Source organism: Christensenella massiliensis (assembly GCF_040409835.1).
In the GTDB taxonomy this organism is placed as follows: Bacteria; Bacillota; Clostridia; order Christensenellales; family Christensenellaceae; genus Christensenella; species Christensenella massiliensis.
Genome location: NZ_CP117826.1, coordinates 577,934 through 595,225, shown reverse-complemented (window position 1 = coordinate 595,225; position 17,292 = coordinate 577,934). Strand labels below are relative to the sequence as shown.

15 protein-coding genes, 2 tRNA genes, 1 pseudogene and 1 riboswitch are annotated in these 17,292 nt (G+C 47.8%); of the genes and pseudogenes, 13 read left to right on the top strand and 5 right to left on the bottom strand.

The window, feature by feature from the left end; genetic code table 11:
* The first annotated feature begins 7 nt into the window (after positions 1–7).
* From purM to purD, 4 genes are read left to right on the top strand one after another with little or no spacing between them, the layout of a single operon-like run.
* Positions 8–1,021, top strand: coding sequence for a phosphoribosylformylglycinamidine cyclo-ligase (purM, locus tag PUP29_RS02885; RefSeq protein ID WP_079547327.1), 1,014 nt, complete (start codon positions 8–10; stop codon positions 1,019–1,021).
* On the top strand, positions 1,018–1,635 hold the full coding sequence (gene purN / locus PUP29_RS02880; RefSeq protein WP_353424048.1) for a phosphoribosylglycinamide formyltransferase: 618 nt from the start codon (positions 1,018–1,020) through the stop codon (positions 1,633–1,635). The genes purM and purN overlap by 4 nt, the downstream gene beginning before the upstream one ends.
* A gap of 16 nt (positions 1,636–1,651) precedes the next feature.
* The gene (purH, locus tag PUP29_RS02875) at positions 1,652–3,193 is read left to right on the top strand and encodes a bifunctional phosphoribosylaminoimidazolecarboxamide formyltransferase/IMP cyclohydrolase (RefSeq protein WP_079547329.1); all 1,542 of its coding nucleotides are present in this window, start codon (positions 1,652–1,654) and stop codon (positions 3,191–3,193) included.
* 20 nt (positions 3,194–3,213) lie between these two features.
* Entirely contained in the window at positions 3,214–4,470 is a 1,257-nt protein-coding gene (gene purD, locus PUP29_RS02870) for a phosphoribosylamine--glycine ligase (protein ID WP_079547330.1), read from the top strand.
* 98 nt (positions 4,471–4,568) lie between these two features.
* Here purD and PUP29_RS02865 read toward each other — a convergent pair whose 3' ends face one another.
* From PUP29_RS02865 to PUP29_RS02845, 5 genes and pseudogenes are all read right to left on the bottom strand, one after another.
* A complete protein-coding gene (locus PUP29_RS02865; RefSeq protein ID WP_079547331.1) occupies positions 4,569–5,948 on the bottom strand; it encodes an NAD(P)/FAD-dependent oxidoreductase in 1,380 nt (459 codons plus the stop codon).
* A gap of 26 nt (positions 5,949–5,974) precedes the next feature.
* A complete protein-coding gene (locus tag PUP29_RS02860; protein WP_353424047.1) occupies positions 5,975–6,451 on the bottom strand; it encodes an ACT domain-containing protein in 477 nt (158 codons plus the stop codon).
* Positions 6,434–7,189 (bottom strand): annotated as a pseudogene (gene dapB, locus PUP29_RS02855) (4-hydroxy-tetrahydrodipicolinate reductase); the annotation flags it as partial. The pseudogene dapB and the gene PUP29_RS02860, both read right to left, overlap by 18 nt.
* A 13-nt stretch (positions 7,190–7,202) precedes the next feature.
* A complete protein-coding gene (gene dapA, locus PUP29_RS02850) occupies positions 7,203–8,084 on the bottom strand; it encodes a 4-hydroxy-tetrahydrodipicolinate synthase (RefSeq protein WP_079547333.1) in 882 nt (293 codons plus the stop codon).
* A gap of 21 nt (positions 8,085–8,105) precedes the next feature.
* Entirely contained in the window at positions 8,106–9,119 is a 1,014-nt protein-coding gene (locus tag PUP29_RS02845; protein WP_079547334.1) for an aspartate-semialdehyde dehydrogenase, read from the bottom strand.
* Positions 9,120–9,235: 116 nt separating this feature from the next.
* A riboswitch (Lysine riboswitch) is annotated at positions 9,236–9,418 on the bottom strand.
* A gap of 116 nt (positions 9,419–9,534) precedes the next feature.
* Here PUP29_RS02845 and PUP29_RS02840 point away from each other — a divergent pair.
* The 9 genes from PUP29_RS02840 (at position 9,535) to PUP29_RS02800 (ending at position 17,197) form a co-directional block, all read left to right on the top strand.
* Positions 9,535–10,677 carry a M20 metallopeptidase family protein gene (locus PUP29_RS02840; RefSeq protein ID WP_079547336.1) on the top strand — a complete coding sequence of 381 codons (1,143 nt, stop codon included), beginning with the start codon at positions 9,535–9,537 and terminating at the stop codon, positions 10,675–10,677.
* Positions 10,670–11,434 (top strand): class I SAM-dependent DNA methyltransferase, encoded by a 765-nt coding sequence (locus PUP29_RS02835; protein ID WP_079547337.1) that lies wholly within the window; start codon positions 10,670–10,672, stop codon positions 11,432–11,434. Before PUP29_RS02840 ends, PUP29_RS02835 begins: the two co-directional genes overlap by 8 nt.
* Positions 11,427–12,308, top strand: coding sequence for an Hsp33 family molecular chaperone HslO (gene hslO / locus PUP29_RS02830; RefSeq protein ID WP_079547338.1), 882 nt, complete (start codon positions 11,427–11,429; stop codon positions 12,306–12,308). Before PUP29_RS02835 ends, hslO begins: the two co-directional genes overlap by 8 nt.
* A gap of 1 nt (position 12,309) precedes the next feature.
* Positions 12,310–14,010, top strand: coding sequence for a tetratricopeptide repeat protein (locus PUP29_RS02825; protein ID WP_079547339.1), 1,701 nt, complete (start codon positions 12,310–12,312; stop codon positions 14,008–14,010).
* Entirely contained in the window at positions 14,007–14,687 is a 681-nt protein-coding gene (locus tag PUP29_RS02820; RefSeq protein WP_079547340.1) for an HD domain-containing protein, read from the top strand. Before PUP29_RS02825 ends, PUP29_RS02820 begins: the two co-directional genes overlap by 4 nt.
* A complete protein-coding gene (locus tag PUP29_RS02815) occupies positions 14,684–15,802 on the top strand; it encodes a THUMP domain-containing class I SAM-dependent RNA methyltransferase (RefSeq protein WP_353423797.1) in 1,119 nt (372 codons plus the stop codon). Before PUP29_RS02820 ends, PUP29_RS02815 begins: the two co-directional genes overlap by 4 nt.
* A 107-nt stretch (positions 15,803–15,909) precedes the next feature.
* Positions 15,910–15,985, top strand: a tRNA-Thr gene (locus PUP29_RS02810).
* A 4-nt stretch (positions 15,986–15,989) separates the two neighbouring features.
* Positions 15,990–16,066 (top strand) — tRNA-Pro (locus PUP29_RS02805).
* A 291-nt stretch (positions 16,067–16,357) separates the two neighbouring features.
* Complete coding sequence (locus PUP29_RS02800) at positions 16,358–17,197, top strand: DUF1002 domain-containing protein (protein WP_079547342.1); 840 nt, start codon at positions 16,358–16,360, stop codon at positions 17,195–17,197.
* The last annotated feature ends 95 nt before the right edge of the window (positions 17,198–17,292 follow it).

Genomic DNA, 17,292 nt, shown 5'->3' with positions numbered 1-17,292 from the left:
CGAAAAAATGTCAGTAACCTATAAAGATGCCGGCGTAGATGTGGAACGCGGATATGAGGCCGTAAGGCTGATGAAAGAGCATGTGAAAAAGACGTTTGATAAAAATGTGATTACCGATTTAGGAACATTCGGCGGGATGTATGACATCGGAAACGGCCAAGTACTGGTATCAGGAACGGACGGAGTGGGAACAAAGCTAAAAGCGGCATTTGCTATGGATAAGAACGATACGGTAGGGATCGATTGTGTAGCAATGTGTGTAAACGATGTTGTGTGCCACGGTGCAAGACCGCTTTTCTTTTTGGATTATATTGCGACTGGGGCGCTTGTTCCGGACGTTGCAGCAGATATTGTAGGCGGAATCGCAAATGGCTGTACGCAGGCGGGCTGTGCTTTGATTGGAGGGGAGACGGCCGAAATGCCGGGCTTTTATCCGGAGGGAGAGTATGATCTTGCAGGCTTTAGCGTCGGTATCGTGGAACGCAATAAAATTATCAATGGTTCCGATATAGCGGCGGGAGATAAAATCATCGGCCTTGGTTCTACGGGTATTCATTCGAATGGATTTTCGCTCGTCAGGAAGCTCTATGCAATGGATGAAAGCCTGAAAACAAAAAAGATAGACGAAGCAGGCAAAACACTTGGGGAGCTGCTTCTTGAGCCGACAAAAATTTATGTAAAATCGATTTTAAGTCTGATCGAAAAGATAGCTGTAAAGGGGATTGCGCATATCACAGGCGGTGGTTTTTACGAAAATATCCCGCGTATTCTGCCCAAGACAGCAGATGCGAAAATCAAGCTTGGGACGTGGGAGATGCCATATATTTTCGATATGCTGGTAAAAGACGCTCAGCTCTCACAAAAAGATGCCTATAATACGTTCAATATGGGGATTGGCATGGTCGTTGTAGTGAAAGCGGAAGATGAAAAAGAAGCGCGCGAGGCATTACTTGCATCAGGAGAAAAGGCGTTTTTGATTGGTGAGATCGTACCCGGCAGCGGAAAGGTTGAATTATGTTGAAATTCGCAGTAATGGCTTCCGGCGGCGGAACGGATTTTCAGTCGCTGATCGATGCGGTATCAGCGGGGAAAATCAACGCGGAAATTTGCTGCTTGATTGCCGGAAAGCCGGGCATTTACGCAATAGAGCGTGCACGTAAAGCCGGTATTGCGGCTGAAGTAGTACAGAAAAAGGAATTTGCCGGAGCGGATGAGTTCGATGAAGCGGTTTTGAAAACATTGCAGCGGAATCAGGCTGATTTTGTTGTGCTTGCCGGATATTTGAATATCGTTGGGCCAAAAACGATACGTGCTTATAAAAATAAAATCATCAATATCCACCCGGCGTTGATACCCAGCTTTTGCGGGATGGGAATGTATGGAAAGCACGTGCACGAGGCAGTCATTGATTATGGAGTCAAATATTCCGGAGCAACAGTGCATTTTGTAAACGAAGAGGCGGACGCCGGGCCGATTATCATGCAGGAAACAGTTCCGGTGCTCGAAAACGACACGCCGGAGACTCTTGCGGCACGTGTTCTTGAGACGGAACATATATTGCTGCCGAAGGCCGTGGCTCTCATGGCAGATGGAAAGCTTAGGGTAGAAGGAAGAACCGTTAGAATCTTAAAATAGTTTGGAGGAAAATAATATGGCGAAAAAAGCTTTTTTGAGTGTGTTTGACAAAAGCGGGATCGTAGATTTTGCAAAAGGACTCGTAAAATTGGGATTTGAGATACTCTCCACAGGCGGAACGCAGAGAGAATTGGAAAATGCGGGCATAGCGGTGACGAACGTTTCGGATATTACAGGATTTCCGGAATGCCTTGATGGGCGGGTAAAGACGCTGCATCCAAAGATTCATGCAGGCATTCTCGCAATGCGCGGGAACGAAAAACATATGCAGCAGCTTGCGGAGCTGGGAGTTGATACGATCGATATCGTAGCTGTCAATCTCTATCCGTTTAAGCAGACCATCTCAAAACCGGATGTTACGTTGGAAGACGCAATAGAAAATATCGATATCGGAGGCCCGACGATGCTGCGCGCAGCGGCAAAGAACTGGCAGGACGTTGCGTCGATCGTGGACAGCGCCGATTATGAGACCGTGCTGCAGGAGCTTGCAGAAAAAGGGGAAGTGTCGCGGGAAACAAAATTCCGGCTGTGTGCCAAGGTCTTTGAAACCACAGCAGCCTATGATGCGCTCATCAGTCAATATTTGAGGAAGCAGATAGGTACGGAAGAACTGCCCGAAAAGCTGACTCTTACTTATGAGAAGCAGCAGGGGATGCGCTATGGAGAGAATCCGCATCAAAAGGCAGCATTCTATCGGGAACCGCTTTATGTGCCGGGAAGTCTTGCAAACGCGGAGCAGCTGAACGGTAAGGAATTGTCTTTTAATAATATCAACGATACGGCCGGGGCGCTCGATTGCTTGAGAGAGTTTGAGGAAACGACTGTCGTTGGTGTAAAGCATGCGAATCCCTGCGGCGTAGGGAGCGCCGAGACCGTATACGACGCTTATATGAAAGCCTACGAATGCGATCCGGTCTCCATATTTGGAGGAATTGTGGCCTGCAACCGGGAGATAGATGAGAAAACAGCGGCGCAGATGAGCAAGATATTTCTTGAGATCGTCGTTGCTCCGTCCTATACAAAAGAAGCGCTCGACATTTTATGTCAGAAAAAGAATCTGCGTGTTTTACGCTTGCCGGAGATTTCCGCACCGCTTCCAAAAGACGGATTGGATACCAAGAAGGTGCTGGGCGGCCTGCTTGTGCAGGGCTTGAACAACAAGATGTTCGACGGCGAATTTAAGGTCGTCACAAAGCGGAAGCCGACGGACGAGGAAATGGAAAATTTGGAATTTGCGTTCAAAGTGGTAAAATATGTAAAATCCAATGGGATCGCAATCGCGAAGGACATGGGAACGCTTGGGATCGGCCCCGGGCAGACAAACCGTATTTGGGCTGCGGAAATGGCGCTTGAAAGAAGTGGAGAAGAGGCAAAGGGAGCGGTGATGGCTTCAGATGCATTCTTCCCATTCGACGATTGCGTAGAAGCGGCAGCGAAAGCTGGGATCACTGCGATCATTCAACCCGGCGGCTCGATACGTGACGAGGATTCTATCAGGAAATGCGATGAAAATGGAATCGCCATGGTATTTACAGGGATTCGCCATTTCAGACACTAAGAGACGGGAGAGACGAGCGTATGAAAAAGGTATTGGTAGTCGGTGGAGGCGGACGTGAGCATGCGATCCTGTGGAAGCTGAAGCAAAGCAAGGAAGAAATGGAATTGTTCTGTGCTCCGGGAAACGGCGGGATCGCACAGATCGCAGCGTGTGTGCCGCTGAAAGCAGATGATGTAGACGGGATCGTGAGCTGGGCGAAAGAAAACGCAATGGACCTTGTCTTTGTCGCGCCCGATGATCCGTTGGCACTTGGCATGGTGGATGCTTTACAGGAAGCTGGGATCCGGGCATTCGGACCGACAAGGTCTGCTGCGGAGATTGAGTGGTCAAAGGCTTATTCAAAGTGGCTGATGAAAAAATACGCAATACCGACCGCAGATTTTGAAGTATTCGATGATGCAGAGCAAGCGACTGCTTACCTTTCCGGTGCGTCTTATCCAATCGTTGTAAAGGCTGATGGCCTTGCGCTGGGAAAGGGAGTCCTGATTTGCGAAAATTTTGCTCAGGCAAAGCAGGCAGTTCAGGATATCATGCTGGATAAAAAGTTTGGCAAAGCAGGAACACAAATCGTCATAGAAGAATTCATGACAGGACCGGAAGTTTCTGTGCTTGCATTCTGTGACGGGAAAACGATTTTACCGATGGTAGCCGCTCAGGACCACAAAAGAGCCTACGATAATGATGAAGGCTTGAATACAGGAGGAATGGGAACCTTTGCACCTTCGCCTAAATTCACGCCTGAGCTGCAGGAATATGCACAGAAAGAGATATTTGAAAAGACGGTAGAGGCTTTGAATGCGGAAGGCCGTGAATTCAAGGGCGTTATATTCTTTGGACTTATGATTACACCGAATGGACTTAAAGTATTGGAGTATAATGCAAGGCTTGGCGATCCGGAAACGCAGTCGGTTTTTATGCTGCTGAAGACGGATCTCGCGGAGGTCATTGATGCTGTTATCGACGGAACGCTGGACAGGATATCTCTTGCATGGGAAGAAGGCGCTGCAGTATGTGTTGTGATGGCATCGGGAGGATATCCCCAAAAATATGAGAGCGGAAAGCAGATCGAAGGCCTTGACACCGTTGACAAAGATGTCGTTGTTTTCCATGCAGGTACACGAACGGAGGATGGAAAATTCTATACTAGCGGAGGCCGTGTTCTTGGTATTACGGCAGCAGGGAAGGATATTCCGGCAGCGCGGGAAGCAGCTTACCGCAACTTAGAGAAAATCAGATTTGACGGAGCGCATTATCGGAAAGATATTGGCATCAAATAAGAAAAGCCGCACTTCTATGATTTGAACAAAAACGGTTGTATATGAATATAACCCCACCTGTTTTGCAGGTGGGGTTATTATAATAGTTCTGATTACGGTCACATGGTTTGAGAAAGGAGCTTATCCGCCACATACAACCCATTTGCAGCTGCCTGCGAAAGGGAACGTGTGAAGCCTGCGCCGTCTCCGGTCGCGTAGATATGTTCAAAGCCGTCAAGCTCGAAATCATGAGCGAGCGGCCGCGCCGAATAATATTTGCATTCGATGCCGTACAGAAGAGTATCGTAATTTGCCGTACCGGGCGCGATCTTATCAAGTGCATATAATGTTTCAATGATATTATCCAACTGCCGTTTAGGGAGGCACAGGCTGAGATCGCCGGGAACAGCGTGGAGAGTTGGCCTCGTAGTAGACTGTGCAAGACGTTTTGCATCTGTGCGCCGCCCTGCGAGGAGATCGCCGAAGCGCTGAACAAGTACGCTGTCGCCGCTAATCAGATTAGCCAGACTGGCGACATGCCGCGCATATTCGATCGGCTCCTTAAACGGTTCTGTGAACCGAATCGTAGTAAGCAGGGCAAAATTCGAATTCTCTGTCTTGCGTGATTGGTCACGATAGGAATGCCCGTTTACGGTAAGCACGCCGCTTGTGTTTTCCGTAACAACGTTCCCGCGTTCATTAAAACAAAACATACGCGTCGTATCACCATATCCCTTGCTGCGGTACCAAATCTTAGGTTCATAGATTCGCTTGGAAAAATGCTCCCACACACTGGAGGGAAGCTCGACGCGCACACCGATATCGACCTGATTGTTGATAAGTCCCACCTTGTTTTTCTTGCACCACTGTGTGAAAAATCGACTGCCAGCGCGGCCTACGGCAAAAATGATATCCTTTGCGCTGAATGCCAAATCACCGGAGCTTGTCTGCACAAAAATGGTATGTGCCGAGGCATCCACATCAGTCACGTTAGAATCGGTGTAGATATCACATTTTTTCGCAATATATTCAATCATTTTGCGCATCGTATCAAAGTTTTCGTCGGTGCCCAAATGCTTCAGCTGCGCCTGCGACATGTGAAGATCGTATTTCAGACATTCTGCTTTCAGCGTATTATCCGGCATAAAGCGCTCTGTAGTAGCTCCAAAAGAAACAAGCAGTTTATCTGCCTGCTCGATATAATCGATCACCGTCTCGGGAGGAAGAAAGTCTGTCAGCCAGCCGCCGTATTCTGTTGAAATAACATATTTGCCATCGGAAAACGCTCCGGCCCCAGCCATACCCTCCATGATCGCACAGGATGGACATTTGATGCAATGATCGGCTTTCTTTTTGATAATGGGGCAAATACGGCCTGTGATCCCGTGCCCTTTCTCAAACAGTGCGACCCTAAGAGCCGGATTGGCATCGGTCAGGCGGTATGCGCACATGATTCCGCTGATACCGCCGCCGATGATAGCTATGTCATAGTTTTTCAATTGATCGTATACCTCCGGATGGGGGATTATAGGTCAAAAGCCTGCGTAACAGCCTTGATTGCTTTGGTCACATCGGTACTTTGCAGGCAGAAAGAAATCCTCGTATGTGAATTCGTTATGATATAGGTCTTGATACGGTCTGCGGCAAGTGCCGAGAATAGTTTGGAGGCCACGCCATATTGACGGGCCATACCATCGCCCTCGATTACAAGCGTCGTAATACCGGAGATCGCTTTATATTCCAAGCCATCCACTGTATCCAAAGCAGCTTTTACAGCATCGAGCGCAGGGCTTGCAACTGAGAACGTAATATCAACAGTTCCGTTCTGCGGATATGCTTGACTGATCGTATCGATGTTGATGCTGTTGTGGGCAATGATGTCAAACACGTTTGCAATATAGGCAGGATCATGCGGAACATTGATGAGCGTAACGATCGCATTGTTTTCCTCCTCAGCGTAAATACTGCTTACGATTTTCTTTCCGGAAATGATATCTTCCATGGAATAGAGACCGGCAGAGCGGCCTGCGATAAATTGTGCTGCCCGCACCGCTCCTTCCGCAAAAATCTGTTTGGAAAGAGCGCGGTGATGCACCTCTATGATTTCATCATTGCCAAGAAACAAAACATCGTGATCGCCGACGACCGTACCGCCTCGTACAGCGTGAATACCGATCTCGCGGGGATCGCGTTTTGCACGGACCTTAGGTGTACGGCCGTAAATATATTCTTTTTCGCCGGAAAAGACGCCGTTGATCTTATCGGCGATGGCGAGGGCGGTGCCGCTGGGGGCATCGACCTTTTGATTGTGATGCTTTTCGATGATCTCAATATCAAATTTTTCGCCTAAAAATTCTGAAGCCATTTTACAAAGCTCCATTTGAAGATTCACACCCAAAGACATATTGGCCGAGAAGAACAGCGGAATATGCCCGGCATATTTCACGATCATCATCTTATCGTTCGCGGAATATCCCGTAGTTGCAAGGACGGCGGGAATTTGCCTGCTCTGCGCAAACTCCAAAAGCCCATGCAGTGCATCGGGGCGTGAAAAATCGATGATAACATCGACGGCTTCCACAACATGTGAAAAATCACCATATACAGGAAACGGATTTTCACGGATATCCGGCATTTTATCGACACCGGCAACAACGACCATATTTTCTGTTTCGGATACGCAAGCGGCGACCGTCTGGCCCATTTTGCCGTTCGCGCCGCTGATCAATACTTTTATCATGTTAGGACCTTTCTTAATCGCAGAGACCAAAGCTGCGCATCTGCATCAGGAGATTCTCATAATTTTTCTGCTCCAGTTCCGTGAGGGGAAGACGGAACGGCCCCATATCGAAGCCAATCATCCGGAGAGCGGTTTTTATGGGAATCGGATTGACCTCCGTAAACAGAGCGCTCACCAAAGGATTGATCTCAAGCTGCATCTCGCATGCTTCCCTTATTTTACCGTCAAGATAATTCCGCACCATGTTATGCACATATTTCGGCATAATATTGGCAAGAACAGAAATCACGCCGTTGCCGCCAAGAGAAAGCAGCGGAACCACCTGATCGTCATTTCCGCTGTAAAGAGCGGCTTTTCCGCGGATACGGCGCGCTGTTTCAACAACCTGCGCAATATTCCCGCTTGCCTCCTTGATTCCCGCTATCTTTTCATGGCAGCAGAGGCTTTCGTAAATGGCAGGGGAGATATTGACTCCCGTACGGCTGGGAACATTATACAATATGACGGGAAGATCGGTGGCGTCGGCAAGGGCCGTAAAATGGGCCAAAAGCCCCGCGTTCGTGCATTTGTTATAATAGGGAGTCACGGCGAGGAGAGCGTTCGCACCAAGCGCCTGCGCGGCTTTGGCACTGGTGATTACATGAGCCGTATTATTGCCGCCGACGCCTGCAATGACAGGAACTCTGCCCGACGCGGTTTTCACTACGCATTCGATGACAGAACGCTGCTCATCATCCGTCATGGTGGCAGGTTCGCCCGTCGTGCCGCATGCGATCAAGGCATCGGTGCCGTTTTCGATTTGGAATTCGACAAGCTTTTCAAGCGTATCGTATGAAATTCCATTTTCCGTAAAGGGCGTTGCCAAAGCAACGCCGGAACCTTCAAAGATCATGATTGAATCTCCTATGAGCTAAATTTATTTGTTCTGCATGTCGATCCACTTTTGAGCGATCTGAACGGCGTTGGTAGCTGCGCCTTTCCGGATATTATCCGCAACGACCCAAAGATTCACACCGGATTCTACCGAACGGTCACGGCGAATACGCCCGACATAGACCTCGTCTTTTCCGGCGATCTCGACCGCCATGGGATAAATACCGCTGCCTTCTCCCTTTTTTACTTCATCCATTACGATGAGGCCGGGGAAGTCGGCAAGCGTTTTCTTGAGGTCGTCAAGATCGTAATCCTTCTCAAATTCCACATTGATGGATTCGCTATGCCCGTGGAACACAGGAACACGCACAGTAGTTGCCGTTATGCGCATATCGTCGTGATGCAGGATCTTACGAGTCTCATTTATCATCTTGAGCTCTTCCTTGGTGTAATCGTCCTCGTCAAATACATCGATCTGCGGCAGACAGTTGCCAAAGATCGGATAAGGGAACTTTTTGGGGGCATCACCGTTGATCCCGTTCTCAAGATCGCTGTATCCGCCCATGCCTGCGCCGGAAACAGCCTGATAGGTCGAATAAACGACGCGTTTGATTTTGTATTTATCATCAAGAGGCTTCAATGCGACCATTGCCTGAATCGTGGAGCAATTCGGATTTGCGATAATGCCGCTGTTCCACGCGATATCCTCGGGATTGACCTCCGGTACGACGAGCGGGACCTTAGGGTCCATACGCCATGCACTGGAATTATCGATCACAAGAGCGCCGGCCTTTACCGCAACAGGGGCGAACTTTTCGCTTGTTCCGCCGCCCGCGGAGAAAAGGGCGATATCGATGTCCTTGCCGTCAAAACAAGTTTCCGTCAGTTCTTCCACGGTATACTCTTTTCCCATAAATGCAACCTTTTTTCCGGCGCTGCGCGCGCTGGCAAAAAGATAATAATTTTCTACCGGAAGTTTGCGCTCTTCAAGGACCTGCAGAAATTTTCTGCCTACCATACCCGTTGCGCCAACAACAGCAACATTATACTTTTTCATTTCAAGCTCCTATTCTTTGCCGCCATGCGGCATTTTTAAATATTTTAACGGTCTCCCGCTTTATACAAAAAACAACGGCGCATTGCTGCGCCGCATTCTGCATTCCTGATTTATCTGGTAGCAGCAGCGCAACACCGCGGAGCGGTGACAGTGATACGGCTATTGACCGCATCCCCAGACCGCTACGCCCGGCGTGCATAGCGTCTTCGGCGTTAAGCCCTTTCCCGCCTGATGCGACCGCTCCGCCGAGAGCTTGTCATCCTGCGGTACTGATGCTGTAACGCGCCTCTGTCTGTCCTTTTGCCATTATACAACATCGTTTTCAGCATGTAAATACTTTTCCCGGCACTTGCGAAAAATACCTGAAAACGGTATGATTTAATTGGTGGCAAGGAGCGGGAAAGGAGCGGAATGAATGAAGATACGGAAAACAGTAGAACAGCAATTTGATGAATTGATCAGAGTACGCAGGGATCTGCATAAAATTCCGGGATATTCGTTTGACGTTTCCGAAACGCGGGACTATCTGACGGATTATCTCCGGGAGTTAGAGCCGGATATCCTGCAGCCTTGCGGAGAGGGCATAAAAGCGGTATTCCGGGCGGAGAACGCACAGAAAACCGTAGCAATACGGGCGGATATGGACGGCCTGCGCATACGGGAGGAAACAGGCTGTGCATTTGCCTCAAAAAATAAAGGCATGATGCATGCCTGCGGACATGACGGCCACATGGCGGTCGCGCTTGTATGTGCGCGTATGATTGCGCAGGCCAGAAACCGTTTGGATAAAAATTATGTATTTCTGTTTCAGCCGGCAGAAGAGACGGTAGGCGGAGCGCAGCCTATGATCGAGGCAGGCGCGCTCAAGGAGCCTGATGTAGACGAAATCTATGGGATACATCTGTGGCCATATCTGCCGCTTGGCATTGTTGGCACGAAACCGGGGCCGATCATGGCGCAGATGTGCGATTTTATCATCGATATTTATGGAAAAGAGAGCCATGGCGCTAAGCCGCAGGACGGCAGAGACGCGCTTGTGGCGGCGGCAGATTTTATCATGGGGATACAAAGCATCGTTTCAAGAAATATTGATCCGTATGAAACAGCGGTGGTCACAGTCGGACATATAGAGGGAGGACAGGCGCAGAATATAGTTTGCGGGCACGTACGCCTTGAAGGAACGATGCGGGCATTCGAAGCGGAGGTCATGGACCGCATAAAGAAAAGGATGAACGATATGCTGAGGGGGTTTTCCGCTGCGTATGAAGTAAAATATGAATACCGCGAGCCGATGACGTATCCTGCCGTTGTCAACGATAAAGAATTGTTTGAACGGGCTGCAGAAAAGATGGACAAGGATGAAATGCAGATCGCAAAGCCTTTTATGATGGCGGAAGATTTTTCTAATTTTCAAAGAGCTGTTCCGGGGTTATATTCATTTATAGGTGTTGGAGACCCGGAGCATAAGGAACCGCTCCATTCGGGAAAATTCGATTTTAACGAACAGGCTTTGCTGAATGGTGTAGAATATTTTCTGAGGGTGATCGAATTTGACTGAACGATACAGCGCGCTTGCGCAGATATACGACCGTCTGATGTATGACGTCTCGTATGAAACATGGGCAGACTATTTGTTGGGGTTTCTGAAAGAGCAAGGAATAGGAAAGGGAGAACGTATTTTGGAATATGCCTGCGGTACGGGGAATATTACGCTTCCGTTGGCAAAAGCCGGATATCATGTGATTGCACTTGACGCTGTGGAAGAGATGCTCTTTATTGCACAGGAAAAGACGAGGAAAAAAGCACAGCAGGTGGAATACGTATGCGGAGATATGGAGCGATTTGTTTTGAACCGACCGGCCCGGGCGGCAGTATGCGCGTGCGATGGCGTAAACTATTTGCCGGACAAAGACGCGCTCAGACGTTTCTTCCGGTGCGTTCATACGAATCTGCAGGAGAACGGGCTGTTCTTGTTCGATATCAGTTCTGCTTATAAGCTGGAAAATATTATCGGGAACGAGTTCTTTTACGACGACGGGGAAGAGGAGACGGTGTTCTGGAAAAATCATTTTGATGAACAGAACAGGATGGTGACGATGGAACTGACCCTTTTTATCGCGCAGGGGTCTCTTTATGAGCGGCAGGACGAAGAACATATCCAGAGAGCATGGGAACGTGCGGAAATAGAAGAGATGCTGAGTGAAACGGGCTTTACAGATATTCGAGCCTATGGCTTTTTAGAAAAACAGGAGCCAAAGGAACGGGAAGAGAGGATACAGTTTCAGGCGATCAGGAAAGGAACGAATCATGGGTGATATATTGATAAGGGCGATGCTGAATAATGAAGCATCGGTATGTGCATGCGACATCAGTGAGATGACAGAGACTGCGCGGAAGATACACGGCACGATGCCGGTTGCAACGATCATTCTTGGCCGCGCTCTTGCGGCGGGTACGATGATGGCCTCGATGCTGAAAAACAAGCAGGACCAACTGACCCTTATGATAAACGGAGGAGGGCCCGCGGGAACGATTATGGTAGCGGGAGATGCGAAACTCCGAATGAAAGGATATGTGGCAAATCCGGCGGTGAACCTTCCTGCGAATGAAAAGGGAACGTTCGACATTGAGGGAGCAGTTGGACGGAAGGGATTTGTGACGGTAGTAAAGGATTTGGGACTGCGGGAACCATATACCGGAAAAACGCCGGTGCTTACCGGAGGGATCGGAGAGGATATCGCAAATTACTTTTTGGTATCGGAGCAGCAGCCTTCGATCGTTTATGTAAACACATGGCTGGAGACGGATATGAGCATTGTAAACGCAGGCGGGGTGATCGTCCGCCCGCTTCCGGGATGCAGCGAAGAGACGTTGAAAGAAATCGAAAAGAGGACTGGAGAGATTGCCAATTATGCAGTTTATATGCTGCCGAAGGGGGTGCGCGGCGCGCTCGAACAAATCTTTGCAGGAATGGATATGGAGCTGTTGGAGAAGCAACAGCCTGTATGGAGGTGCGACTGTTCCAGAGAGAGGCTTAAGGAAGTAGTGCTGTCCCTTGGGAAAAGCGAGATAGAGGATATGATCGAAAAGGATGGAGGAGCAGAGCTTGTTTGTCGTTTCTGCAATACGAAATATTGGTTTTCGGCAGGCGAGTTGGCCGCTCTTCTGAAGCAGAGCACAGAGGAGTAGGATGGAAAAACAGGAACAGAAAATTTTAGAATTTGACCGTCCGGCGGATTTTTATTTCCAGTCCGCGTTGAAAATGGCAGAGCGTATGAATTATCTCGGTGCACTGCCGATGATACGCCGCGCGCTTGAAAAAGACCCCGGAAATATCGAATATATGCTGAAACAGGCGGAGGTCTTGACAGAGCTTTCCAAATATGAGGAATCCAACAGCATCCTGTTCGAGGTGCTCTTAAAAACAAAAGAGGCGCGCAGCGAATGCTTTTTTGGAATGGGATGCAATTTTATCGGTATAGGAGATTTGGATAAAGCAGGGGAAAGCTTCGAAAAATATCTCGCTATATCGCCGGATGGAGAATTTCGTGATGATGTGGAAGACTTTCTGGCTCTATTTGGCGATATGGAAGAAGAGGAGGAATACGTTCTCGAGGATGTACACGATGCAAAACAACAGGAGCTTGCCGAGGAGGGAAAACGGCATTTGGATAATTGCGATTACCAAAAAGCTGCGGAGGTCCTTGAGAAGATCGATACGAAAGATCCGGAAATGCTGTTCGCAAGAAATAATCTTGCGCTTTCTTACTATTGCCTGAAAAAAGTTGATAAAGCGGTCGATATCACTCAAAAAGTATTGGCCTGCGATCCGGAAAATATACATGCAAACTGTAATATGGCGATGTTTTTGAATAAAGAAGACCACGAGGCAGCATGTAAATATATAGAAAAAGCGATCGACAGACAAAAGAATACGCAAGACGACCTGTATAAGATTGCGATCACCTATTGCGAGATCGGAGAGCATGAAAAAGCGCTTCAGTATTTAGAGAATATTTTGAAGATGGCTCCGTATGATGAAAAAGTATTATTTTGCGCGGCAGTTGCCAGCTTCAATATGCGGCGGTATACCGATGCAGTAAATTATTTCGCGGATATTATTAAAATGGAACCGGAAGAAAGCATAGCCGGCTACTATCTGAAATATGCGAAAGACGTTATGGCCGGACGGAAGCAGCATCAGGAAATCGGATATGTCTTTCAGGTACCGCCCCAAGAAGCGAGAAAACGAATCAGATATCTGAATGAAAAAATGAAATTACCGGAACAGGAATTCAGAGAGTTATGGAACAGGGAACGAAAATTAAAGGATATTCTTCTGTGGGGCCTTGAATATGGAGATAACTTCATCAAAAAAGCAGTCGTTGAGATCATAGGAGGACTGGGAGGAGAAAAAGCAGAAAAGATATTTCGGCGGTATATTCTGAAGCGGAATCAACCGGATGAAATCAAAAACGAGGTATTCGTGACCTTGAAAAAAATGAAGGCTGCCGAACCCTATGTCGCTTATTTTAACGGGAGTATCGTAGAAGTAAAAGTCGGAATATTGGATCATATCGAGGAATCCGGTACAGAGCAATTCAATAAGCTGTTTGATTTGGTCATAGGGATCGCCGGTGAGAGATATTCCGAACAGCTGGCAGGACAGGCGGCTGGACTGCTGCAGGGTTTTATTGAAAAAGGGACGGGTAGCCGTTATTTGAATGAAATAAATGAGCTTGCCGGTGCAGTCGTATTCGCAGCGCTGTACTTTAGGGGAGAAGTGGAAAAGCCGCGTGAGATAGCGGCTCTTTTTCAGGCGGACGTGAACAGAATGGCTGCCATCGCAATGGAAATCATCAATACGGCAGAGAAAGGGAAGGAAATATGATGGCTAAGATATCATCGGAAGATGTTCAGAAAAATTCAAGAATCAGGATTCTTGTAGAGCAGGCAAACGCATGCCTTGAAACGTTAGGATATACAGATCACGGGCCGCGGCATGTAGGATATGTCAGCAAGATCGCAGGAGAGATACTGGAAAAGCTTGGATATCCGGAGGAACGTGTCGAATTAGCGCGCATCGCAGGATGGACGCACGACGTGGGCAATATGATCAACCGGAAAATGCATTCGCTTACAGGCGCGACGCTTTTGTTCGACGAGCTTCAACGAATCGGGATGGATCTGCAGGATGTATGCGATATCTGTTCGGCCGTAGGCTCCCACGATGAAGAGACGGGAACGCCGGTGAGCGATATTTCGGCTGCGCTGATCATTGCCGATAAGGTGGATGCCTATAAAAAACGCGTGAAGAGAAAGGATATGGACGATATCCACGACAGGGTAAACCTCTCTATTTATGAGACCGATGTCCGGGTATCTCAGGAGAAAAATCAAATCACGTTTGAGCTCAAGATGAAAGAGCATGCAACGCCTATGGAATTTCTGCAGATTTATCTGGGACGGATGAAAATGTGCGAAAAGAGCGCGAAGTTTCTCGGATGTACATTTAAGCTGGTGATCAATGGACTCGTAATGAACAAAGTAGGAGGACAGCAAGCATGAACTATAGATGCTATGCTTCCTGTGCTTTTGGAATAGAGGGTATCCTTGCCGGAGAACTGAGGACACTCGGCTTTCAGAATGTAGCCGCGAGAGATGCAAGAGTCTATTTCGACGCCAATGAGCAGGAGATCGCAAAAGCAAATATTTTTCTGCGCACGGCAGACCGGGTTTATCTGATATTGAAGGAATTTCGGGCGGTCACTTTCGAAGAGTTGTTTGAAGGAATAGCGGCGATACCCTTTGGTGATATCATGCCGTCAGATGCAAGATTTCCTGTCGATGGGAGCGCGGTGCGCTCCGTGCTTGGGAGTGTATCGGATGTACAGGCAGTCTCTAAAAAAGCGGTCGTAAAAGCGATGCAGCGTGTTTATCCCCAAGAACACTTTGAAGAAACAGGCAGTATGTTCAACTTATATGTGAATTTGCTGAACGATCAGGCGACCGTAGCACTCAACACCAGCGGAGCAGGGCTTAACCGGCGCGGATATCGTTTAAAGAATGCGCAGGCGCCGCTTAAGGAAACACTTGCTGCGGCGCTCATTATGATTTCCCGGTGGAGGACGCGTGATTTTTTCGACCCCTTGTGCGGCAGCGGTACGATCGCCATTGAAGCGGCAATGCTGGCCGCGAATATGGCGCCGGGCATCAAGCGCAGATTTGATGCGCAGGGATATGGCAATGAATTCCGGAAAGAGTTTGCAGAGATGAAAGAGTACGCTAAAAGTCTTCTGAAAATACCGGAAATGGAAATATATGCGAGCGATATTGACGGACGCACACTTGAGCTTGCCAAAGAGCATGCATATAATATGGACGTAGCGCAGTTGATTCGGTTTTCGCGGAAAGATGTCAGAGACTTTGAACAGCCGCAGCGTCAATCCACTATCGTCACAAATCCACCTTATGCAATGCGAATGGGGGCTGAAAAAGAGGTTGCGGAATTGTACCGCGCAATGGGAGAGCGCTTCTGCGGACTTCAGGACACGGTAGTGTTCGTAATCACCGCAGACGATAAATTTGAATCGAAATATGGGGAAAAAGCCGATAAGAAAAGAAAATTATATAACGGGAACATAAAATGTACCTATTACCAATACTTCAGAAAGAAACGATAGAGGAAGCATTCTGTTTGGAATTTAAAATTCTGTCTGTAATTTTTAAAAAAGTGGTTGATTTTTATGATAAATCTGATAAAATATTAGAAGTCGGCACAAATAGGAATGCCAACGTGGCTCAGTTGGTAGAGCAGCTGATTCGTAATCAGCAGGTCAGCGGTTCGAGTCCGCTCGTTGGCTCCAGATTCGGGGTGTAGCGCAGCTTGGTAGCGCGCTTCGTTCGGGACGAAGAGGTCGCAGGTTCAAATCCTGTCACCCCGACCAACGCGAAAGAAAATCAAAAATGGTTTTCTTTCGTATTTTTTATACACATATTAAACAATAGGGTCTCCTACACTTAAATGTTGTTTTCAAAGAGAATAAAAAACGCATCATCCTATTTTCAAGACCATAAAAGCGAGACATACATGCCTTGCAGTAGCTTCCCCATGTTACAGGATATTTTATTTCTTAATAAAGTATTAACAATCCATGAAAACCAGACACTCAAATTGAATTTAGCAGAAGTCCATGCTATAATTCAGCTATATTAACTGATGAAAGGTAGTTCCTATTATGTTAAAAAAAATAATTGCAGTTGTGCTTACGCTCGTATTAGCGGTATCCTTTGCAGTTCCGGCATTTGCCGCCGGTCAGGAAGCGCGTGTTGTGATCGGGGCGGATAATTCGGAGGAGCAAATTGCGGATGTTTACAGTTCTTTTGGAATCAATCGCGGAGATGTAACGGAGTTGCAGGTAACGAACAGCGAGGAACGGCATTATCTGGAGGGACTCGTTCCGGATCAAAAGATTGGTGACGTCGCCCTTTCCTGCGTATATATACAGCCGAATGACGGCGGTGGGATCGAGCTCGAGGTCAATAATATCAATTACGTAACGGAAAAAATGTATATGGCAGCACTTTCCACGGCGGGAATAACCGACGCAAAGGTAAAAGTTTCCGCTTATAAGCCAGTATCCGGTACGGGAGCGCTTGCGGGGATTTATAAAGCGTATGAAGATATGACAGGTACGGTTTTAAGCGAGCTCGCGAAAGATACGGCAGTAGAGGAGCTTGTCGTTACAGGTGAGCTGCAGGAGGCATTAGGAGATGTATCGGTCGATATCATCAACGACCTGAAAGGTAAACTGAAAGAAACAAAGAATATGACGGATGACCAAATCATTGAGTTGATTCGGGAGACCGCCGATAAATATGAAGTGACGCTGACGGATGATCAGGTACAGCAGATATTGCAGCTTGTTAAAAAGTTCAATGAATTGAATTTAGACCCGGATACATTTTTGAACCTGTTTCAGGCGAAGGAGGGCGTGGAGAATTTCTTCACAAGCGTAGGGGATTTCTTCAAGAGCATCGGGGACTTCTTTGTAAATCTCTTTGGCGGAGGAAACTGAATAGATATTCAGGATAGAAGAGACTGATCAAAAACCGCTTCCATAAGAATTCCGGAAGCGGTTTTTGATTGATGAAGTGTTCGTTCAGATGGAAA